The 21188-nt window shown below is 62.4% G+C and carries 17 protein-coding genes; 3 read left to right on the top strand and 14 right to left on the bottom strand.

The window, feature by feature from the left end; translation table 11 throughout:
• Positions 1–16 precede the first annotated feature (16 nt).
• From E4K65_RS04185 to E4K65_RS04130, 12 genes are all read right to left on the bottom strand, one after another.
• Complete coding sequence (locus E4K65_RS04185) at positions 17–934, bottom strand: alpha/beta fold hydrolase (protein WP_235885464.1); 918 nt, start codon at positions 932–934, stop codon at positions 17–19.
• Between the two features lie 66 nt (positions 935–1000).
• A complete protein-coding gene (locus E4K65_RS04180) occupies positions 1001–1429 on the bottom strand; it encodes a phasin family protein (protein WP_135173018.1) in 429 nt (142 codons plus the stop codon).
• A 15-nt stretch (positions 1430–1444) separates the two neighbouring features.
• On the bottom strand, positions 1445–3397 hold the full coding sequence (locus E4K65_RS04175) for an acyl CoA:acetate/3-ketoacid CoA transferase (protein WP_135173017.1): 1953 nt from the start codon (positions 3395–3397) through the stop codon (positions 1445–1447).
• Positions 3398–3401: 4 nt separating this feature from the next.
• Positions 3402–4490, bottom strand: a complete 1089-nt coding sequence (gene phaC / locus E4K65_RS04170; RefSeq protein WP_135173016.1) for a class III poly(R)-hydroxyalkanoic acid synthase subunit PhaC — start codon at positions 4488–4490, stop codon at positions 3402–3404.
• Positions 4487–5137, bottom strand: a complete 651-nt coding sequence (locus tag E4K65_RS04165; protein ID WP_167770503.1) for a poly(R)-hydroxyalkanoic acid synthase subunit PhaE — start codon at positions 5135–5137, stop codon at positions 4487–4489. Before E4K65_RS04165 ends, phaC begins: the two co-directional genes overlap by 4 nt.
• Positions 5130–6320 (bottom strand): iron-containing alcohol dehydrogenase, encoded by a 1191-nt coding sequence (locus E4K65_RS04160; protein WP_135173219.1) that lies wholly within the window; start codon positions 6318–6320, stop codon positions 5130–5132. The genes E4K65_RS04165 and E4K65_RS04160 overlap by 8 nt, the downstream gene beginning before the upstream one ends.
• A gap of 45 nt (positions 6321–6365) precedes the next feature.
• Positions 6366–7751, bottom strand: a complete 1386-nt coding sequence (locus tag E4K65_RS04155; protein ID WP_135173014.1) for an aldehyde dehydrogenase family protein — start codon at positions 7749–7751, stop codon at positions 6366–6368.
• A gap of 10 nt (positions 7752–7761) precedes the next feature.
• Positions 7762–9414 (bottom strand): acetolactate synthase large subunit, encoded by a 1653-nt coding sequence (locus tag E4K65_RS04150; protein ID WP_135173013.1) that lies wholly within the window; start codon positions 9412–9414, stop codon positions 7762–7764.
• Between the two features lie 26 nt (positions 9415–9440).
• Positions 9441–10463 (bottom strand): isocitrate/isopropylmalate dehydrogenase family protein, encoded by a 1023-nt coding sequence (locus E4K65_RS04145; RefSeq protein WP_135173012.1) that lies wholly within the window; start codon positions 10461–10463, stop codon positions 9441–9443.
• 32 nt (positions 10464–10495) lie between these two features.
• Complete coding sequence (gene acnA, locus E4K65_RS04140) at positions 10496–13192, bottom strand: aconitate hydratase AcnA (protein ID WP_135173011.1); 2697 nt, start codon at positions 13190–13192, stop codon at positions 10496–10498.
• A gap of 259 nt (positions 13193–13451) precedes the next feature.
• Positions 13452–14846: a sensor histidine kinase gene (locus tag E4K65_RS04135; protein ID WP_135173010.1), complete on the bottom strand. Its 1395-nt coding sequence runs from the start codon at positions 14844–14846 to the stop codon at positions 13452–13454.
• A complete protein-coding gene (locus E4K65_RS04130) occupies positions 14846–15511 on the bottom strand; it encodes a response regulator (RefSeq protein ID WP_135173009.1) in 666 nt (221 codons plus the stop codon). Before E4K65_RS04130 ends, E4K65_RS04135 begins: the two co-directional genes overlap by 1 nt.
• 378 nt (positions 15512–15889) lie before the next feature.
• Here E4K65_RS04130 and tcuC point away from each other — a divergent pair, with 378 nt between their 5' ends.
• The 3 genes from tcuC (at position 15890) to E4K65_RS04115 (ending at position 19250) form a co-directional block, all read left to right on the top strand.
• Positions 15890–17194 carry an MFS transporter gene (tcuC, locus tag E4K65_RS04125; protein ID WP_135173008.1) on the top strand — a complete coding sequence of 435 codons (1305 nt, stop codon included), beginning with the start codon at positions 15890–15892 and terminating at the stop codon, positions 17192–17194.
• A gap of 42 nt (positions 17195–17236) precedes the next feature.
• Complete coding sequence (locus E4K65_RS04120) at positions 17237–18025, top strand: substrate-binding domain-containing protein (protein ID WP_135173218.1); 789 nt, start codon at positions 17237–17239, stop codon at positions 18023–18025.
• 313 nt (positions 18026–18338) lie between these two features.
• On the top strand, positions 18339–19250 hold the full coding sequence (locus E4K65_RS04115; protein ID WP_235885462.1) for an ABC transporter substrate-binding protein: 912 nt from the start codon (positions 18339–18341) through the stop codon (positions 19248–19250).
• A 270-nt stretch (positions 19251–19520) separates the two neighbouring features.
• Here the strand turns inward: E4K65_RS04115 and E4K65_RS04110 are convergent, their stop codons facing one another.
• Positions 19521–20387, bottom strand: a complete 867-nt coding sequence (locus E4K65_RS04110) for a branched-chain amino acid ABC transporter permease (protein ID WP_135173006.1) — start codon at positions 20385–20387, stop codon at positions 19521–19523.
• The gene (locus E4K65_RS04105; protein WP_135173005.1) at positions 20384–21097 is read right to left on the bottom strand and encodes a helix-turn-helix domain-containing protein; all 714 of its coding nucleotides are present in this window, start codon (positions 21095–21097) and stop codon (positions 20384–20386) included. The genes E4K65_RS04110 and E4K65_RS04105 overlap by 4 nt, the downstream gene beginning before the upstream one ends.
• Between the last annotated feature and the right edge of the window lie 91 nt (positions 21098–21188).

Raw genomic sequence — 21188 nt, 5'->3', positions numbered from 1 at the left:
AGTCGGCAGCGTTCCATCACGCCTGCAGAAACTGGGTGACCACATCAATCTGCTCGCGAGCCATCAGTGGTGGTACATGGCCACAATCATCGACTTGAAAAACATTGGCCAGTCGGTTACGCCTTCGCATCTCTGCCGCGAGATCGAATGAAAGCAAATCCGAGCGAGCGCCGCGCAGCACAAGCACCGGGACCTTGATGGCCTCCCAATAGGCCCAGAGATTGAGCGGCTGAAACCATGGCAACCGAAACCCTTTCGCAATCTTCGGATCACATAACAGCACGTATCCCTGTTTGCTATCGTCCCAACGAACACTGTGCGTGGTGAGATGACGCCAATGCTCGTCGAGCAGATCACCGTAAGGCGCCAGCACCGTTCGAAAGTACATCTCTGCATCTTCAAGGGACGCGAACAGCGATGGCATCTTGCCTATATACTGGCCGATCCGCTGCAGCCCGGTCGACGAGACGAAGGGGCCGATATCGTTGATCACGAGATTGCGGACGATGCTGCCTGAGAAGCCGGCCATGATCATCCCGATCAGCCCGCCCAGCGAAGTACCAACCCAGTCCACCTCAGAAACGCCAAGGCGCGCGATCAGCGCGTTCATGTCGGCGCAATATTGGGGGAGCGCGTAGTGATCGGGATCGTCGATCCAGCCGCTGCGTCCGCGGCCCGGCAAATCCGGGCAGATCACTCGTCGTCCGGCAGCCACTAACTGTTCCGCCAGATGGTCGAAATCCCGACCCTGCCGCGTCAGTCCATGCACGCAAACGACCGGCCTCTCGTCCGCGATGGGCCCCCAATCGGTATAGGCCAATTGGTGAAAGCCGGAGGGCGAGAGCCCGAGCACAACGCCCTCCCGATCCGGCTGTCCGGATTTCGGCGATCCGCCCGCCATGTCCCGCATTAGCTCGCCAGCCGCTTCAAACATGTCGCCCCTGCAACCTGATCAGCAGGTCCGCGCTCTCCAAGCGGGCACGAACCATGCCGTAATCACCTACTTCTTGCCTTCGCCCGGGAGAAACGCCGTTCTCATCCTTTCGAAATCCTCGGTCATTCGCTGCTTCACGACGTTGAAGACCTCGGTGTTCGACTTGACCGTCAGTTCGGCAAGATCGCGCGCGTTCGCGATTGCGGTTTCGAACGCCTTGCGGGCGAACTCGCTTTGCTGCTCACCCGACAGCTTCATATCGCGAATTGCCGTGCGCACCTGCTCGCTGGTGACGCGCAGGATTTCCAGCTGGCGATGAGAGATCGCAGCAGCTCCCTCCGCAGTCAACTGCGCGGCCTTCGACATTGCCTCGATGTTCTTGCGTTGGCTTTCGATCAATGCATCGACATTCACGCCTGGTACCTTGAGATTCTCCGTCAGCTTCGCAAACTGCTCCTTCATGGCTTTCGTTACGGCTTCGATATCCTGGGTCATGATCAGCTCCCTCGATTAGATGCTGGCTTCTTCCTTACGTAGTCCCCGCGCAAAAGCTTGCGCCTCCGCTCGGGTTTCGAAGATGTGCGGGGCGACGTGACGCTCGGCGAGGCCCTCGCCCAACTTGAGACGCATGAACGCGCTGGTGGTGTAACGCGATGCCGAGCTGTAGTAGCGTTGCTCGAGATAGGCGATCATCGAAAAATAGGTGTCGCCGACCGCTGAATCCAAATGAAAGCCGTCATAATTGGCGACGAGCGCCACCTGTTTGCCGACGGCACGACAGGCGCGTTCGACCTCGCGGCGGACCAGGTCGACGTCCTCGACCGTCCTGACATCAAATCCTTCGAAATTGACGAACAACGTGTTACGCTCGGCATCGTAGCTGATCCGATCAGCCAGGCTTCGGCCAAGCAGCATATGGTCCAGACCCATCGGGCCGTCGCGGAAAATCCGGGGATCCATCGGCTTGACGTTGCGGATCAGCGGCTCGAATTCCATCTGGGCCAGGATGTCACGATCGACATCAACGCCGGGTGCCACCTCGATCAGCTCCACGCCGGCGGGCGTCCGCTGCAACACACAGCGCTCGGTGACATAGAACACGGGCTGGCCCGTCGACACCGCATGATCGCCGCTGAACGTGATCTGCTCGACCGCAGAGACGAACTTCTTCGTCGTGCCTTCGCGCAGGATGTGGAGCGCGCCCTCCTCTACGGCGAGCTTCAAGCCCCCGCTGGTGAAGGTGCCGGCAAACACCAGCTTCTTCGAGCTCTGAGAGATGTTGATGAAGCCGCCGGCGCCGGCGAGACGTTTACCGAAGCGGCTGACATTGACGTTGCCGGCGCTGTCGGCCTGCGCCATGCCGAGACAGGCCAGATCAAGGCCGCCGCCGTCATAAAAGTCGAACTGCTGGTTCTGATGGATCACGGCATCCGGATTGAGCGCGGTTCCGAAATTGAGCCCGCCCTGCGGCATGCCGCCGATGATGCCGGGCTCTGCGGTCAGGGTCAGGAACTTGAGCATGTGCTCTTCGGCGGCGACCGCGGCGACGCCCTCGGGCATGCCGATGCCGAGATTGACGACGCCGCCCGGCGGCAGCTCGAAGGCGCAGCGCCGCGCGATGATCTTGCGCTCGTCGAGCTCGAGCGGCTTGACGCGATCCATCGGTACGCGCTGACGGCCGGAGAAGGCATGGCTGTAGGTCGCGCCGTAGGTCTGGACGTGGTTGGTGGGGTCGGCGACCACGACGCAATCGACGAGAATGCCCGGGATCTGCACCTCGCGCGGGTTCAGCGAATTGCTTGCCGCGATGCGCTCGACCTGCACGATGACGAAGCCGCGCGAATTCTTCGCCGCCATCGCCATTGCAAGGTTGTCCAACGTCAGCGCCTCGCGCTCCATGGTGATGTTGCCCGCGGGATCGGCCGTCGTGCCGCGCAGTAGCGCGACGTTGATCGGAAACGACTTGTAACGCAGCCACTCCTCGTCGTTGATCCGCATCAGCTCGACGAGATCCTCGGTGGTACTCTCGTTGAGCTTGCCACCCTGCAAACGGGGATCGACGAAGGTCTTGAGGCCAACCTTAGAGATCACGCCGGGGCCGCGCGCGGCGATGTTGCGATAAAGATGCGAGATGCAGCCGAGCGGCAGATTGTAGGCCTCGATACGGTTGGCGAGCGCGAGCTCGCCAAGCTTGGGCACCAGTGCCCAGTGGCCGCCGACCACGCGCTTCAAGAGACCGTCATGGGCAAGTCGATTGAGGCCACGGTCTCCGGCATCGCCGGGCGCAGCCGCAAATGTCAGAGTGAGGTCTGCGGGATGACGGGTTTCGCGATATCGCTTCTCGAGCGCGATCAGAAGCTCGTCGGGCGTGCCGATGCCGACGAAACCGGATGTGCAGACCGTATCGCGATCCCTTATGATGGCGACCGCCTCGTCGGCTGAAACGATCTTGTCCTTGTTCATCGCGCTAGTCCCTGGCGGAAAGCCACTCCGAAATGCCCTTGGTCAGCGAGCCCTGCGACTTGCTGGATACGAACAGTCCGACGTGGCCTCCGGGCAGCTCGATCTCCGAATAATCCTTGGTGCCGACATGTGCGCGGAGCGCCCGCGAGCAGGTCGGCGGGATGATGTGGTCGTTTAAAGCGAAGACGTTGAGCACCGGCGCGGTGACCTTCGACAGGTCGACGCGCCGCCCCGACAGCACGAAGTCGCCCTTCACGAGCTTGTTGTCCTGGTAGAGATCCTTCAGCCACTGCTTGGCGGCTTCGCCCGGATGAGCGGGCCGGTCGGCGAGCCATTTCTCCATGCGCAGGAAATTCATCAGCTTGGCTTCGTCGTCGATGACGTCGATCAGGTCGATGTTGTACTTGGTCAACGAGCGCATTGGCGTCATCAGCGAGAAGACCGAACTCATGAACTCGCCGGGTAGCCCGCCATAGACGTCGACTAAGCGGTCGATGTCGGCGCGATCGAGACTGCGAGTCCAGACGTTCAGGAACCCGTGATGGGTGTCGGGATCGTCACGATCGGCATGGAAGTCGATCGGCGTGATCGTCAGCACCAGGCCCTTGACTTTGTCCGGATGCAGCGCGGCATAGCAGGTGGTGAACACGCCGCCCTCGCAGATGCCGAGCAGCGTGATCTTGTCATATCCGGTCTCGCGACAAACGCGCTCGACGGCGGCATGGATGTAGTCGTCGACATAATCGTCGATGGTCAGCCAACGCTCGCTGCGGTTCGGCTGGCCCCAATCAACCAGCCAGAGATCCAGCCCCTCCTGCAACAAACTGCGCACCAGCGAGCGGTCCTCCTGAAGGTCCGCCATGGTGTAGCGGCCGATCAGGCCGTACGCCAGCAGGACCGGCGTCTTCACCTTCTGCTCGGTCAAGGGTGTATAGCGAAATAGCTCGACCTTGTCGCGCCGCATGACGAGCGTCTTTGGGGTTGCGCCGACATCGACGTCCTCGTCCTTGATGGACGACAGCAGCTTGCCGGCCTTGAGCAGCTTGTCGCTCATATATGCGAAGCCGTCGCCCTTCGGTACCTGCGGGCTCATTGCGCGGCTCCGGTGATTCGTCGCTCCAGGGCGCGAACCTCGCGTCGAAGCTCGGTGATCTGGCGGGTCAGATCGTCGAAATCGCGCTGCGTGGGCATTCCCAGCACGGCGGCGATCGCGTCCGATATCTCCGATTGCCGGGCCCTGAACTCGGTCGCGGCCTGCAACAGTTGCTTCTGGGCGACCAAAAACTCCTCCGAGTGCTGGTTGGCGATCAGCTCCTCGTTGGCAAGATCGTTCCATGCACCGAGCTGCTCGCGCCAATTGGGGCTCTCGCCTGGCTGCGGTATTTTCATCTCGTATTGCTGCGCCGTTCGCATCCAAGGACGCGATGCGACGAACTGATAAGCGGCAAGCTTGCTTTGCAGCTCGCCCCAGGCCGCCGTTATGTTCGCTAGCTTGCGGTCGAAATCGAGCACGTCGGCGAGACGCGGTCCCTTGGCCATGCGTTCGATCGCCTCGGAGAGGTCGTTGCCGGGGCCGACGCCGAACCCGCTCTCGGCCGCTCGCTTCATGATGAAGGGCAGCATCGAGCTCGACCAGTTTTCGCCGACGCCGGCGGCAGCGCCCGCCATCGCGCGCCAGGAGTCCATCCATTGCGCGGCGAGCGGGCCGAACGGATTTGCGCTGGAGCTCTCCTCAGCCATGGGAGGCCTGCACAAAGCGGTTGCTACCGTCACCGAAGGCGGCGCTGTAGATCGCGTACGCGTCATCTAGTGTCAGCTCCCTGGGGTTATTGACCAAGAGACGCGTCTGCTTCATCGCGTCTTCCGCGAGCTTCTTCAGATCGTCGCGGCCGATCCCGACCGCCGCCAGCGATCCTGGCACCTGGCAATCGCGGCCGATCGACGTCATTTCGTCGATGAAGGCCCGCGCCTTCTCAGGCACGCTGCCGCGCAGGCCCGGCTTCACGATCTCGGCGAGCTCCGCATACAGCGGCTCGGCCGCGGTCAGGTTGAACTCCAGCACATGGCGCAGCACGAGCGCATTCGACAGACCGTGCGGCACGTGGAAGATCGCCCCGATCGGATAGGCCAGCGCGTGAACGGCGGCGACCGGCGCATTGGCAAAGGCCATGCCGGCGAGCATCGAACCGAGTAGCATCTCCGAACGGGCTTCGAGATCTTTCCCATTCTCGCAGACACGCCGCACATTGGCCGACAACAATGCGAGCGCCTGGCGCGCGAGCTGGTCAGACATCGGGTTCTTCTTGATCTTGCTGGTATAGGCTTCGATCGCATGCACCATGGCGTCGATACCGGTCGCGGCGGTCACTGGCGCCGGCAGACCAAGGGTCAGCTCGGGATCGAGGATTGCCCAGTCCGGGATCAGGACCGGCGAGACAACTCCCTTCTTCTCCGTGGTCGGCGTCGTGACGATCGCGATCGGGGTCACTTCGGAGCCTGTGCCGGCCGTCGTCGGCACCAGCAACAGCGGCAGGCGCTTTCCTTTTGCCAGACCGACGCCGTAAATGTCGTCGAGACGATCCGGCGTCCGGGCGAGATAGGCCACGAGCTTTGCGGTGTCGAGTGCGCTGCCGCCGCCGATCGAGAGCACGAGCTCGATCCGGCCGGCCCGACACGCGTCCGCGGCCGCTTCCACGATATGGGATGGCGGGTCGGCGACCACCTCATCGAATATGCTGAGCTCGATGCCAGCTGCTGCCAGCGAGGCCTCCGCGTCCCTGGTCAGCCCCGCGCCCCGCACGCCCTTGTCGGTCACCAGCATCACGCGTTGCGCGCCGTAGCTCGCCACGAGCTCGTTGATCTTCCGCGAAGCGCCGGGCTCGAACATGATGTTCGACGGCGCCTGAAAGGTGAATTTCCCGATCATGTTTTCCGCTCCTCCGGGTTTCGTCGAATGGCCTGCGAGCGCTCAGGCGCGGCGATGCAGCACCACCAATTTTTCCTGGGTCATGTCGCGCATGGTGTAGCGAATGCCACCGACGCCGTAGCCGGCCTCGCGGCGGCCTGCGAACGGCATCCAGTCCGTCCGGAACGTGGTGGGATCGTTGATCATGACCGCGGATGCATCGAGTCGTTCACTGGCGCGCAGGGCAACGTCGATGTCCTCGCTGAACACACAGGCCTGGAACGGCACCCGCAGCGAGTTCGCCTGGGCAATGGCCTCATCCAGTCGCGAATACCGGTAGACGCAGACCACAGGCCCAAACACTTCTTCACGCGACACCCGGGCTCCGACCGGCGGCTCGATCAAAATCGCCGGCTGCATCAATGTTGCTGACAGGCGTTCGCCGCCGCTGACGCGCTTGGCACCGCCCGCAATGGCCTCCTTCACCCAATCCGCGACCCGATTGACCTCGTTGGGATGAATCAACGGTCCAACCTCGGTTTCGGCCGATATGGGGTCGCCGGTTCGCAAGGATGCCACGCGGGCAATGAGACGCTCGTTGAACTCGCTGAAGATGGCTTCGTGCACATAGATGCGCTGGGTCGAGACGCAGACCTGACCGGCATGGTAAAAGCCGCCCTTCACCAGAGGAGTGATGATGCGGTCGAGATCGGCGCTGCGGTCAACGATCGCCGGCGCGACTCCGCCATGTTCGAGCGCCGAGCGCGTCCCGGGCGCAAGCTTGCTGTGAAGCCGCCAGCCGACGCTGGCCGAACCGATGAAGCTCAGGAAACTGATCCTGGGGTCACCGGCCAGTTGCTCGGCAAGCGCTGATCCGCGCGGAATGAAGGTCTGACACCAGCCTTCCGGCAGGCCGGCCTCGTGCAGCAGCGCGACGAAATCGCGGCAGCTCAGCGGGGTCGCGCTTGCCGGCTTGACGATGACGGGGCAGCCGACTGCAATCGCGGGCGCAACCTGGTGCACAATCAGATTGAGCGGATGATTGAATGCGGAGATTGCGAACACGACGCCGATCGGCTCGCGCGTGGTAAACGCCCAGCGTTTGGTGGACGCAGCCGCGAGGCCCATCGGGACCTCGCGCCCCGCAAAATTCCGGAGTTCGTCGGCGGCGCAATGCAGGCCGTCTATCGCACGCGTGACCTCGATATTCGCATCGATGAGCGGCTTGCCGCCCTCGCGCGCGATCTGATGTGCGAAATGATCCTGCCGCGCCGCCAGCAGAGCCGCGGCGCGCCGCAGCACCGCGGCGCGCGTATGGGGCGCGAGCCAGCCGTCGCGGTCGGCGAACACACCGAGCGCGGCCTTCAGCTTCGCTTCCATCGCGTCGGCATCATCGACCGGAACCTCGGCAAAGGGGGCACGGTCGAACGCCTGAACAACCTGCAACATGGCGTGCTTGTCAGGTCGGTTCGCCGCCGAGCTTGCGATTGCGCAGCTCGTCGACCAGAACCTTCGTGTTCTCTGAATAGTCGATGGCGACGTCGACGAGATGCACGCCGCCGCCCTTGAACGCCATCTCCATGGTCGGCAGCAGCCCATCGACTGAGGTGACGCGCGAGCCCTTCGCGCCATAGGACTCCGCGTAGCGGACGAAGTCCGGATTGCCGAAGGTGAGGCCGAAATCCGGGAACTCATCGACGGCCTGCTTCCAGCGGATCATACCGTAGGCACCGTCATTGAGGATCAGCACGACCAGGTTGAGCTTGAGGCGGACCGCGGTCTCCAGCTCCTGGCTGTTCATCATAAAGCCGCCGTCGCCGCAGATCGCCATGACGCGGCGGTCCGGATAGAGCATCGCCGCCATCATCGCTGATGGCAAGCCGGCGCCCATCGTGGCCAGCGCGTTGTCAAGCAACAGCGTGTTGGCGACATAGGTCCGGTAGTTGCGAGCGAACCAGATCTTGTACATGCCGTTGTCAAGCGCGACGATGCCGTTCTCCGGGATCACCTTTCGGACATCATGCACCAGACGCTGCGGCGTCACCGGCCAGCGGCTTTCGGTGGCACGGTCGGCAATGCGACCGAGAATACTGTCGCGAAGGGGCAGCAGCGCCTTGGCGTTGTGCAGCTTGCCTTCAAGCCGGTCAGCCAGCAGTTCGAGACTCGGACCGACGTCACCGACGACCTCGGCATGCGGGAAGTAGACCTGCTCGACCGTCGCCGGCGTGTAGCTGACGTGGATGACTTGCGGCCCCTTAGGACCCATGATGAAGGGCGGTTTCTCCACCGTATCATGGCCGATGGCGATGATCAGATCGGCCTGGTCGATCGCCTCATGCACATAGTCGCGCTCGGACAGCGCCGCAGTCCCCATATAGAGGTTGGTGCCGCCAGGCACGGTGCCCTTGCCCATTTGCGTCGTGAAGAACGGAATGCCGGTGCGGCGCACGAAGCCAGCGATGCCGAACGTCGAGCGCGGACGGCTGGCGGCAGCCGCGAGCATGATCAGGGGGCGCTTTGCCGCGAGGATCATCTCGGCCGCACGGTCGAGCGCCGCCCGGTGCGCGACGGGTATCTCGATGGGGTGGATCGGCACCATTGGCACCGGCTCGACCTCATCGCCCGCAATGTCTTCGGGCAGTTCTAGCAGGACCGGGCCCGGCCGCTCCTCCATGGCGACGCGGAAGGCGTCACGCACCAGTGTCGGGATGCTGGACGCGCTGACGATCTGCCGCGACAGTTTCGTCAGCGGCTTCATCGAGGCGATGACGTCCACGATCTGGAAGCGCGCCTGGCGGCTGCTCATGATCGCCTTCTGCCCCGTCAGCAGCACCATCGGCATCGCGCCGAGATGGGCGTAGGCCGCCCCTGTCGAGAAGTTCAACGCGCCGGGGCCCAGCGTCGAAATGCAGACGCCGGGTCGGCCGGTGAGCCGCCCGTGCGTCGCGGCCATGAATGCGGCGGCCTGCTCGTGACGCGTCAGGACCAACTCGATCTTCGAGTTGCGGAGCGCCTCGACGACGTCGAGATTTTCCTCGCCCGGAACGCCAAAGACCTGGTCGACGCCTTCATGTTCCAATGCCGCGACCAGCAGGTCAGAGCCCTTCACCATGTTTCTTCTCCTTGTGTTCTTCGACGCTAGGCGAGGCGCTTGATCACGGCGCCGGCGAAATCCGCCGTCGAGACCTTGCCGCCGAGATCGGCTGTCCGCACGTTGTCGACCTGCAAAGTCTGTTCGATCGCCGTTCGCAGCTTGCTCGCGAGATCGTCCCGCTCGACATGCTTGAGCATGAGGCCCGCCGCGAGCAACAGCGCGAGCGGATTGGCGATGCCCTTGCCGGCGATGTCAGGCGCGGAGCCGTGCACCGCCTCGAAGATCGCGGCCTTCTCGCCGATATTGGCGCCGGGCGCCATGCCGAGGCCACCGACGAGGCCGGACATCTGATCGGACAGGATATCGCCGAACAGATTGGTGGTGACGATGACGTCAAATTGCCACGGGTTCATCACCAGCTGCATGGCACAGGCATCGACGATGCGGTCGTCCATCGCGATCCGCCCCTCGTACTCCTTGGCAATTTCACGGCCGGCCTGAAGGAACAAGCCGGTCAGAGCCTTCAGCACATTGGCCTTATGAACGACCGTCACTTTCTTGCGGCCGTGCGCAAGCGCATACTCGAATGCGAAGCGAACGATGCGACGTGCTTCCGCATGGGTGTTGACGCCCGATGAGATCGCGACCGCGTGCGGATCGTCGCCCACCTGGATGAAATGCTCGAAAGCGACGTAGAGACCCTCGATGTTTTCGCGGACAAGAACGAGGTCGATGTCCTCGTAACGACCGCCCGGCACCATCGTCTTGACCGGACGCAGATTGGCGTAGAGACCGAATTCTTCTCGCAGGCGCACGTTCACCGAGCGGAAGCCGCCGCCGACCGGCGTCGTCAGCGGACCTTTGAGCGCGAGCTTGGTGCGGCGAATGCTGTCGATCAGCGCACCGGGCAAGGGATCGCCGGCGCTCTGGATCCCGGCCATGCCGCCCTGCTGGAGGTCCCATTCGAAAGGAGCGCCGAGTGCATCCAGGACGCGGGTGACGGCGGCTGTGATCTCTGGACCGATGCCGTCGCCGGGTATCAAGGTCGCCGGAATTTTTCCTGACATGTTCGTCCCCCGTGTTGATCGTGTCCTTGGGATCACGCCGCAAGCTGGCGCAGCACGTAAGGCAGGATGCCGCCATGCTTGTAGTAGTTGAGCTCGTCGAGCGTATCGATGCGGCAGGTCAGCGGGACTTGCTTCACGGTGCCGTCCGCCATCGTGATGTCGACGGTCACGCGCTGGCCCGGCGTGATGTCGGCGATTCCCTTGATCGAGACCTGCTCGGAACCGGTTAGACCAAGGCTCTTCCAGGACGTGCCCTCGTCAAAGACGAAGGGCAGGATGCCCATGCCGACCAGATTGGAACGGTGGATGCGCTCGAAGCTCTGCGCAATGACGGCGCGAACGCCGAGGAGCTTTGTGCCCTTTGCAGCCCAGTCGCGCGAAGAGCCGTTGCCGTATTCGACGCCGGCGAACACCACCAAAGGCACGTTCTCCCGCTGGTATCGCATCGCCGCATCGAAGATCGACATCCGGTCGCCGGAAGGCTGATGCACTGCCCAGCCGCCTTCCGGTGGCCCGCCGCCCTCGCCCTTCACGGCAAAGTTCTTGATGCGGATGTTGGCGAAGGTGCCACGAACCATCACCTCGTGATTGCCGCGCCGCGTGCCGTATTGGTTGAAATCCTCTTGCCGGACCTGCATGCCGCGCAGAAATTCTCCGGCCGGCGACGACGCCTTGATCGAGCCCGCAGGCGAGATGTGATCGGTCGTGATCTTGTCGCCGAACAACCCGAGAATGCGGGCGCCCGCGATATCTCGGGTCGGCGGCGGATTCATCGTAATACCCTGGAAATAAGGCGGGTTCTGAACGTAGGTGGATGACATATTCCAGCGATAGGTCAGCGCCGTCGTGACCTCGACGGCCTTCCAGTTCGCATCGCCCTCAAAGACCTCGGCATATTTGCTCTCGAACAGGCGGCGCGTGACGTTGTCGCGGATGAACTGCTGAATTTCGGTACTCGAAGGCCAGATGTCCTTCAGAAAAACGGGAGCGCCATCCAACCCGATCCCCAGCGGCTCGTTGACGAGGTCGACCTGAAGCGAACCGGCCAGTGCATAGGCGACCACGAGGGGCGGCGAAGCCAGATAGTTGGCCTGCACATCGGGCGAGACGCGGCCTTCGAAATTGCGGTTGCCGGACAAGACTGCCGCACCGATCACGCCATGATCGTTGATCGATTTCGCGATCTCCTTCGGCAGCGGACCGGAATTGCCAATGCAGGTGGTGCAGCCGAAGCCGACGAGATAGAAACCGAGCGCGTCGAGATCCTTCTGCAAACCCGACGTTTCGAGATACTCCGCCACCACCTGCGAGCCCGGCGCGAGCGAGGTCTTGACCCAGGGCTTGGCCGTGAGCCCCTTGCGCGCCGCATTGCGCGCCAAAAGGCCGGCGCCGATCAGCACCGATGGGTTCGAGGTGTTGGTGCAGGAGGTGATCGCGGCGATCACAACATGGCCGTGGCCGAGTTTGAACTCCTTGCCTTCGACAGCGAAATGCTTCGCAGCCTGAGCTTGCTTGCCGTACTCGCTCTCAAGGGCTGTGAGAAAGTTGCTCTTCGCCACGGACAGGTCGAGCCGTCCCTCGGGTCGCTTCGGCCCGGCGAGCGACGGCACGACGTCGTCGAGATTGAGCTCCAGTGTATCGGTGAACACCGGATCGGCCATGCCCGGTGTCCGGAACAGGCCTTGCGCTTTGGCATAGGCCTCGACCAGCGCAATGCGATCGCTGGCACGCCCAGAAAGCTTGAGATAGTTCAGCGTTTCCTGATCGACCGGGAAGAAGCCGCAGGTCGCGCCATATTCGGGCGCCATGTTGGAAATGGTCGCGCGATCGGCCAGCGTCATGTGGTCGAGCCCCGCGCCGTAGAACTCGACGAACTTGCCGATCACACCCTTCTTGCGCAGCATCTGGGTGACCGTCAGCACGAGGTCGGTCGCCAGCACGCCCTCGCGCAGCCGGCCCAAGAGTTTGAAACCGATCACCTCCGGCACCAACATGGACAAGGGTTGGCCGAGCATGGCGGCCTCCGCCTCGATCCCGCCAACGCCCCAGCCGAGAACGGCAAGACCGTTGGCCATGGTCGTGTGGCTGTCGGTACCGACCAGCGTGTCCGGATATGCGAAGGTCTTGCCGCCACGCTCCGCCGTCCAGACAGTCTGGGCCAGATATTCGAGATTGACCTGGTGACAAATGCCGGTGCCCGGCGGCACCACGCGGAAGTTGGCAAATGCCCCCTGCCCCCATTTCAGGAAGTTGTAGCGTTCGCCATTCTGCTCGTATTCCCTGGCAACGTTGTCGTGCAGGGCTTGCGGGTTGCCGAAATGGTCGACCACAACGGAATGATCGATGACGAGATCGACCGGAACCAGCGGGTTGATCTTCGAGGGATCGCCACCGAGCCTCTCCATCCCGTCCCGCATGGCCGCGAGATCGACCAGGGCCGGCACGCCGGTGAAATCCTGCATCAGCACGCGGGCGGGACGAAAGCCGATCTCCGCGCCGGCCGAGCCGCGATCGTCGATCCATTTCGCGAGCGCCTCGATGTTGACGCGCGTCACCGACCGGCCATCCTCGAAGCGCAGCAGGTTTTCGAGCAGGACCTTCAAAGAGAAGGGCAATCGCGAAATACCTGCGAGACCGTTCTTTTCGGCCTCGAGCAGGGAAAAATAGCTATAGGGCTGTCCAGCGACATCGAGGGTACGCTGGCATCCAAAGCTGTCCAACGTCGTCATGCTCACCTCCCGTCATCCGCGCGCCCGCCGAGTTCACGAGACCCGGGGCTCTACCTACGGAGGGAGGGATGTCCTTGAATGCGCTGACCGTTCTGAGCCGGTACAGCCATGACGTCCTCCCACGTTTTTTGAATGCGCAATGGCTGCGCTGTCCGCGTGCGGCCAGCATCAACCCAGCACTGTTGGGAGCAGGATAGAGGCGGTTACCTGTCAACAACCTGTCGCGGCTGCCAAGGCGACGAGATTGGCTATCGCAGCGTCATGCGAGGCGGAATCTCATCGTGACACGGAGACCACGAAGGCGCTTGCCTTCGCCGAGTTCGATGGAGCCGCCCATCCGGTCGAGCAACACGCGTACGATCGAGAGCCCCAAACCGCTTCCGTCCGGAGCGTCCGGACGGGCGATCCTGTAGAACCGTTCGAACACCTTCTGCCGCTCGGCCGGCGGAATTCCGGGGCCGTCGTCTTCGAGGTCGACCACGCCGGTCTCGCCGTCCCTGGACACTCTCGCGATCACCACCCCACCAGCCGCCCCATACCGGATCGCATTGTCGATCACGTTGCCGAAAACCTCGTCAACTAGCAGCTCGTTGGCTTCGATGGACATCTCATCCTGCTCCACCTCCAGCTGGAGCTCGATGTTACGAGCCGCCGCAGCTTGCGCCCGCAAAGCAAGAATTTGCTTCGCCTTCGTCACCAGCGAAATCGTTTCTGAGGGGGATCTGACCAAAGCATCTTCGTCGGCACGGGCCAGCGTTAGCAATTGCGAGATCATCCGGTCCAACCGAACGACCTGGGCGTCCACTTCCATCACCATCTCGGTCATTTCGCTCGAACCGGTCAAGCGCCGCTTGAGGAGATCCAAATGCGTCCTTAGCGCAGCAAGGGGAGTTCGCATCTGGTGCGACGCATCGGCGGTAAACTGGCGCAAGATCTGCGTCGCCAGGCTGACGCGGTCGAGCAATTCGTTGATGGCCTGGGCCGGCGCAAGCGCCTCCTTCGGCACCATTTGCAAATCGAGCGGCTGGAAATCTTTCGAGCCACGGATTCCACGACGATCGATCTGCCGCTTCAGCTGGGCAAGCGGCCCGAGGCCGCGCTCAACCGCGAGCCACGTGAGCAAGGCTATGACTGCGAGCAACACGATCTCGGCCATTGCAAGTTCGCGGATCATCTCTCGCCACAGCTGCTCGCGCGCATGCTCGGTTTCCGCAACGGTGACCAGGACCGGCTTGGCAATACCGTAGACGTGCCGTGATATGGCCGCTATGCGGACGGCATTACCGCCGTAACTATCATCCCAAAAGATCGGCTGTTCTGGTTCCAGTGCCGCCTTCCGGGGCAGAGGCAGGTCGCTGTATCCAGTGACCGTCTGGCCATCCGCGCTCACCCTGTAAAAGACGCTGTCGTCAGATTGCGTTTCGAGCATGCTGAGCGCCACGCGCGGCAAGTCAACCGTCACCTCTCCATCCTCCACGGCAAGACGCTCGGCAATCGCCAACAGCGAGCCTTTCAGCAGCCGATCATGCGTAACCTCGACCACGTGTGAGATGACAAGACTGCCGCCAACAGCCACCGCCACCGCAATGCAGGACACGGGAACCAGCAGACCGACGAGAAATCGGGTTTTGAGAGATGGCTGACCTCGCGCCATCAGTGCTTTTCCAGCAAATATCCGAGCCCCCGCATGGTGCGGATCTTTGGTCCATCAGGACCCAGTTTCTGGCGAAGACGGGCGATATAAAGCTCCAGCACATTTGGTCCGACCGGCTCGTCAAAGCCGAACACCTCGGCGATGAGGCGGTCTTTCGGCACCAGCTTGTCGTGGTGAAGCATCAATATTTTCAGGACCGCCATCTCCCGGCGGCGCAAATCGAGCGGTTTATCACCGAGGGTCGCGCGCCCCATCGCTGGATTGATCACGAGGGATCCACAAGTCAACAGTGGATCGGTGCGACCTTGCCCCCGCCTGACGAGCGCGCGGACCCGGGCTTCGAACTCCGACAGATCGAATGGCTTGCGAACGTAATCGTCCGCTCCGAGATCCAGCCCCCTCACCTTGTCTGCGGTGGCATCGCGTGCCGTCAAAATCATGATCGGCACCTTTGACCCACTGGCGCGGACTTGACGCAAGACCTCAAAGCCTGAGCTGTTCGGCAGACCGAGGTCGAGCACGACAAGGCTGTAAGGTTCGGAGATGGCAATCGAAGCCGCTTCGGCTCCGTCCGGCTCGTGGTCGACCGCAAACCCCATGGCCTTGAGCGAAGCCGAGAGGCCGCGCACAAGCGCTTTGTCGTCTTCAACGATCAGGATTCTCACGGCGCCTCCCCGCCAACGCATCGCTCGGCTCAGGCGCTTCTTTTAATCTCGCGCCTTGCCATGACGTCTATCACAGAGCGCCCGTGATAGCATCTCCTTCTTCGCAAACGCTCCCGTCTGTTCGATAAATCCGCAACGGAGTCTTTCGGCGGGGCCAGCCCTATCTGCCTGCGCGCACCTGACGCGGCACAGCACTGGCCCGTGACAGGTTCACGACAGCTCAGCTGTCTACGCTACCTCCATCGCTACCGTTGCAGCAGCTCCTTGCCTTGCTTTCCAACCGTGCCCGATCGAGCGGTCGCGGCGCGGAGCGCGATCTGCACACGACACAAGAACCCGAAATCGGGTCAAGCAACGCGACAACCAGGGGAGGATATCATGACGACATCCGAGCAATCAAAAATCGGAATGGTGCTGCGCGTCACCAGCGGCAACTTTCTGGAGATGTTCGATTTCTTCCTTTCCGGCGTGTTTGCTTCCTACATCGCAAAGGCGTTCTTTCCGCTCGAAAATCAGTATGCATCGCTGCTGCTGACGTTTGTCGCTTTCGGAGCCGGCTTCTTGATGCGACCGCTCGGGGCGATCTTCTTGGGCGCTTACGTCGACCGGATCGGCCGCCGCAAGGGCTTGATTGTCACACTCTCGATCATGGCTTGCGGAACGGTCTTGATCGCATTCGTCCCGAGTTACGCGACCATTGGCATCGCGGCTCCCCTTCTCGTGCTGGCCGGAAGGCTGCTGCAGGGCTTCTCGGCGGGAGTCGAGCTCGGCGGTGTTTCCGTCTACCTCTCCGAAATGGCGACCCCCGGCCACAAGGGCTTCTACGCCAGCTGGCAATCGGCGAGCCAGCAGGTCGCGATCATCGTGTCGGCCGCATTCGGCTTCGCCCTCACCGCCTTGCTGTCTCCCCAACAGGTCGACGACTGGGGATGGCGGATCCCGTTCTTCGTCGGTTGCATGATCGTGCCCTTCGTGTTCTTCATCCGGCGCTCGCTCCAGGAAACGGACGAATTTCTTGCGCGAAAGCATCATCCGACCGTCGGTCAGATTTACCGCTCGATCCTCGCAAACTGGGCGATCGTGCTCTGCGGTATGATGATGGTGATCATGACGACCGTTTCGTTCTACCTCATTACGGTTTACACGCCCACCTTTGGCAAGTCGGTGCTGAAGCTTTCCGCAACCGACAGTCTCTTGGTGACCATCTGCGTCGGCATCTCGAACTTCTTCTGGCTTCCCGTGATGGGGGCCTGGTCCGACAAGATAGGCCGGAAACCGATCCTTGTGGGCTTCTCCTTGCTTGGCCTCGTGTCGGCTTATCCCGCTCTCTCCTGGCTCGCCGCTGAACCGACCTTCGCCAAGATGCTGGCCGTCGAGCTTTGGTTGTCCTTCATCTATGCAAGCTATAATGGCGCAATGATTGTCGCGCTGACGGAGGTCATGCCGGTTGGCGTGCGCACATCCGGCTTCTCGCTCGCCTACAGCTTGGCCACAACATTCGGAGGCTTTACGGCGGCGATCTGCACGTGGCTCATTGCCACGACCGGTGACAACGCCGCCCCCGGCTGGTGGATGAGCGCCGCGGCAGCATGTGGTCTCGTCGGGACCCTATTGGTATATCGAACGCAAGCGGTTGCGACGGCATCCGAAGTCTCCGCCAGCTTGAACACCGTCGGTACCTGAGGAGGAAGACCGGCCATGAACGAACAACCCAAGCGTGACTTGATGTCTTCAATTCGTCGGGCCTGGCTTCCTGCAATAGCAATCCTTGTCGCAACACTCTGCGCACCGAGGACTGAGGCGGCAGAAATCCGGGTCATGATTTCGGGCGGCCTGAGCGCTGCCTACAAAGAGCTCGCTCCCCAATTCGAGAAGGCGACCGGCAACACCGTCATCACGTCTTACGGGCCTTCGATGGGAAGTACCGAGAATGCAATCCCCGTCCGCCTCGCCCGCGGCGAACCTGCCGACGTGCTGATCATGGTCGGCGATGCGCTCGGTGTCATGATCTCCAAGGGACTTGCCGATGCTGGCAGCCGTGTGGATCTGGTGCGCTCGCCGATCGGCATGGTCGTTCGCGCGGGCGCTCCGAAGCCCGACATCTCGACCCCGGAAGCTCTCAAGGCAACCCTCCTTGCAGCGAAATCGGTTGCATATTCCGACAGTGCAAGCGGTGTCTATGTCGGGACAGAGCTCTTCAAGAAACTTGGCATCGCGTCGGAGATGGAAGGCAAGGCGCGGATGATCCCAGCGGACCCCGTCGCAGGCGTCGTCGCGAACGGGGACGCCGAGCTCGGCTTTCAGCAAATCAGTGAGTTGCTGCCAATTCCGGGGGCTGATCTGGTCGGACCACTGCCACCGGAGCTGCAAAAGATCACGATCTTCTCGGCGGCCCTCACCAAGGAGGCCAAAGCGCGCGAGCAAGGCAAGGCGCTCGTCGACTTCCTCGCTTCGCCTGCAGCCGCTCCCGCACTGGTCAAATCCGGGATGGAGCCGATCGCACCCGCACGATAGATACGTCCTACCGAAGAGTCCCCGGCCTTTTCTTAGGACGACGGCACCGTCTATAATGTCTGCTTTAGACGTCGGCTGGCGAAGCGTCTCCCATGACGCCTCCACCGTCGGTGTCCGGTAGATCGAGGCCGTTTGGATGCCGAGGAATGGGTTACATTTCGTAGCCTTAACTGTTCTTTGTGTCCTGGCCGCCACGTCAGCGAGCAGCCAGGAGGATCAAGTTCGCACCGACCCGCTCGACCGGGACCGACTGTCGGTCGGCTCCGGTACGCAGGGAGCAGTTCGCATTGTCTCAACATCGGACACCGTGGAGGTGAAAGGCCTGCTCGGCGAGTGGCATCGCCTACACCCCGATATTCGCGTCGATTACATCCATCAGAGCTCTCTCGAGGTCTACGAAGATGTCGTGAAGTGCCGCGAGCAAGGCCAATGCGCCGACATTGCGTGGAGTTCGGCGATGGACCTGCAAGTCAAGCTCGTGAACGATGGCTATGCGCAGCCCTTCTCGCCAACCGAGCCCGATCGAATTCCCGATTGGGCGATCTGGAGGAAGCAGGCATTCGGGATTACCGCCGAGCCGATCGCGCTCGTCTACAACAAGCGGCTGGTTCCAACTGAAGATGTTCCACGCACGCGCGCTGATCTGCTCAAGCTCTTGACCACAAAGCGCAGCATCTATCAGGGCAAGGTGGCTTCATATGATGCTGAACTGAGTGGCACCGGATTCCTCTTCTTCAGCAACGATGTGCAGATTACGCCAAACACCTGGAACCTGATCCGCGGTCTCGGGCAGGACGGCGTGCGTCTTTATACGTTCAGTCACACGATCCTCGATCGGGTCGCGAGCGGAGAACATCTGCTGGCCTACAACATGATCGCGTCCTATGCGCTCGAACGCGCAAAGGACGACCCGTCCATCGGGGTGACCCTGTTTACGGATTATACCGCGCTGATTACACGCATTGCGATCATCCCGAAGAACGCGCCACATCCGGCAGAGGCGGCCCTCTTTATGGACTTCCTGCTTTCCCGGAACGGTCAGCAGCAGTTGGCTGCGCGCTCCTTCGGAACTGTACGCTCGGATCTGCCGGCCGGGCTAAGGGCAACTGTGAGCGAGGACACGCTCCGTCCTATCCGCGTCGGACCCGATCTGCTAGCGAACCTCGACCAATCCAAGCGGAAAGCCTTCTTCCGCGAATGGCGCCGCGCGCTGGATGGCCGGTGATGGTGTCAAGCGTCCGGCAAAAGCCGTCGGGAGCATGTCCCCGCTTCATCCGATTCCAGGTAGAAACATGCCCACGCTCCTTGGAATATCCGTTTCGCCCGCTGGCCTATCCAATTCTACGATGGGCATGTAATCGAGCTGTCCCGATTGGCAAGCACGGTGTAATGATTCGGGGAGGGTACAGAGAGAAGACACTCAGCCATGCAAGCATTACCGGCAGATGCGCCGGGCGTTGCTCCCGGCTTGCCGGGACATGGATGCTTTCGACGCTCATGTCCGCCTCGCCGGCAAGAGACCGCGCGGCCGCACCATCAGCACGGCAAGGAAGGCGAGATGGCCGGCTAGGATCTGCCACTCCGGGTTGATCCGACCGCCGATCGCCTGCGCCAGCCCGAGCACGATGCCGCCGGCCAGCGTTCCCCACAGGCTGCCGAGGCCGCCGACGATCACGGCCTCGAACGCATAGAGCAGCCGCGCCGGGCCGATCGATGGATCGAAGCTGGCGCGGATGCCGAACACGACAGCGGCGATCACCGACACCGCGAGCGACAGCCCGACGGCGATCGCATAGACATTGCGCTCGTTGACGCCCATCAATTGCGCGATTGCGGGATTGTCAGCGGTGGCGCGGAAGGCCCGGCCGAGCGAGGTGCGATAGAAGATGAGCTGCAGCAGCGCGACGGCGGCGATCGCCGTCACCAGCGCCGTGAGCGGCGCCAGTCCGACGCTCAAGCCCGGGGCCAGCATCACCGACGAGGATTCGAAGGCGCCCGCCTGCAACCGGCGGCTGTCCGCACCGTAGCCGAGCAGCAATCCGTTCTGGATCACGATCGACAGGCCGAAGGTGACCAGCAGCGGCGGCAGGATATCGTCGCCGAGCACGCGCTCCAGCACCAGCCGCTGCAGCACGAAACCGAGCACGAACATCGTCACGACGACCAAGAGGGCTGCGGCCGCAAGCGGCAGGCCGAGCGCCGTGGTCGCGCTGAGCACAAGATAGGCCGCGAGCAGGATCAGGTCGCCATGCGCCAGATTGACGAGGCGCATGATGCCGAAGATCAGCGACAGGCCGAGCGCGAACAGTGCATAGACGCCGCCGAGCAGCACGCCCTCGATGATGGTATCGAACCCGCTCATGGCTCCCTCATGCTCGCCTTGAACAGGCGCACGAAGTATTCGGTGCTGCGACCGCACAGCTCCGCCAGCTGGTCAAGCCGGATATCGGTATCGAGGTTAGCGTCGACGAATTCGCGGATCCGCGCCATCTGCTTGACGCTGAGCAGGTTTGGATGCTTGCCGGCCTCCACGCTCGGCTTGTGGAAATTAATCGCGACAAAGCGGTTGGCAATCGCCTGCGCGATCGGATCGACGAAGAGCGACGAGGCCGGCAGGCCGCCGGTGATGGTATCGCCGATCGCCGCGGCAAGATGCTCGAGCACGGCATCCTGATCGCCTAGCATCGGCGCGAGCCCGCCGATCGGGCTTGGGGCCCCGTCCCGGCCCCCGAACAGGTCGGAGCGCAGATAGATATGGGTCGATTCCAGTGCTTCATGCAGGACCACGTTGCAGGCGTGCCCCGCCGGCAGGAAGAACACGCCGCCGCGCGGGATGTGTCGGGCGACCGACTTGCCCTCCATCACATAGGTGATGTCGACCGGGCCGCCCCGATGCAGCACCATCAGATTGTCGGACAGGGCGTGGAAGTGCCCGTCAAACGGCCGTTCACGCTGCACCGAAGCATAGGCCGACGACCAGCCGAGCCCTTCGCTCGAACCGCGGAATTCGGCCTGGAAGCGGTCCAGGATCCCGTGCGTCTCCTGCACCCCAAAATTCGACGTCGCCTGCATCCGACAGACCAAGGGCTCGAGGCTTCGGTACCGCGGAGTAAAACCAATGGCCCTCAATTTTCAATACAATCGCTCCCATCGTTGCTGCAGC

This window comes from Bradyrhizobium niftali (assembly GCF_004571025.1).
Classification (GTDB): Bacteria; Pseudomonadota; Alphaproteobacteria; order Rhizobiales; family Xanthobacteraceae; genus Bradyrhizobium; species Bradyrhizobium niftali.
The sequence above is the reverse complement of the archived record's forward strand: the minus strand, read 5'-3'. Positions and strand labels throughout refer to the sequence as shown.

Coding starts and splice junctions, on each gene's coding strand:
- E4K65_RS04185 (WP_235885464.1), bottom strand. CDS start 934: ATGTTTGAAGCGGCTGGCGAGCTAATGCGGGACATGGCGGGCGGATCG.
- E4K65_RS04180 (WP_135173018.1), bottom strand. CDS start 1,429: ATGACCCAGGATATCGAAGCCGTAACGAAAGCCATGAAGGAGCAGTTT.
- E4K65_RS04175 (WP_135173017.1), bottom strand. CDS start 3,397: ATGAACAAGGACAAGATCGTTTCAGCCGACGAGGCGGTCGCCATCATA.
- phaC (WP_135173016.1), bottom strand. CDS start 4,490: ATGAGCCCGCAGGTACCGAAGGGCGACGGCTTCGCATATATGAGCGAC.
- E4K65_RS04165 (WP_167770503.1), bottom strand. CDS start 5,137: ATGGCTGAGGAGAGCTCCAGCGCAAATCCGTTCGGCCCGCTCGCCGCG.
- E4K65_RS04155 (WP_135173014.1), bottom strand. CDS start 7,751: ATGTTGCAGGTTGTTCAGGCGTTCGACCGTGCCCCCTTTGCCGAGGTT.
- E4K65_RS04150 (WP_135173013.1), bottom strand. CDS start 9,414: ATGGTGAAGGGCTCTGACCTGCTGGTCGCGGCATTGGAACATGAAGGC.
- E4K65_RS04145 (WP_135173012.1), bottom strand. CDS start 10,463: ATGTCAGGAAAAATTCCGGCGACCTTGATACCCGGCGACGGCATCGGT.
- acnA (WP_135173011.1), bottom strand. CDS start 13,192: ATGACGACGTTGGACAGCTTTGGATGCCAGCGTACCCTCGATGTCGCT.
- E4K65_RS04135 (WP_135173010.1), bottom strand. CDS start 14,846: ATGGCGCGAGGTCAGCCATCTCTCAAAACCCGATTTCTCGTCGGTCTG.
- tcuC (WP_135173008.1), top strand. CDS start 15,890: ATGACGACATCCGAGCAATCAAAAATCGGAATGGTGCTGCGCGTCACC.
- E4K65_RS04120 (WP_135173218.1), top strand. CDS start 17,237: ATGTCTTCAATTCGTCGGGCCTGGCTTCCTGCAATAGCAATCCTTGTC.
- E4K65_RS04110 (WP_135173006.1), bottom strand. CDS start 20,387: ATGAGCGGGTTCGATACCATCATCGAGGGCGTGCTGCTCGGCGGCGTC.
- E4K65_RS04105 (WP_135173005.1), bottom strand. CDS start 21,097: ATGCAGGCGACGTCGAATTTTGGGGTGCAGGAGACGCACGGGATCCTG.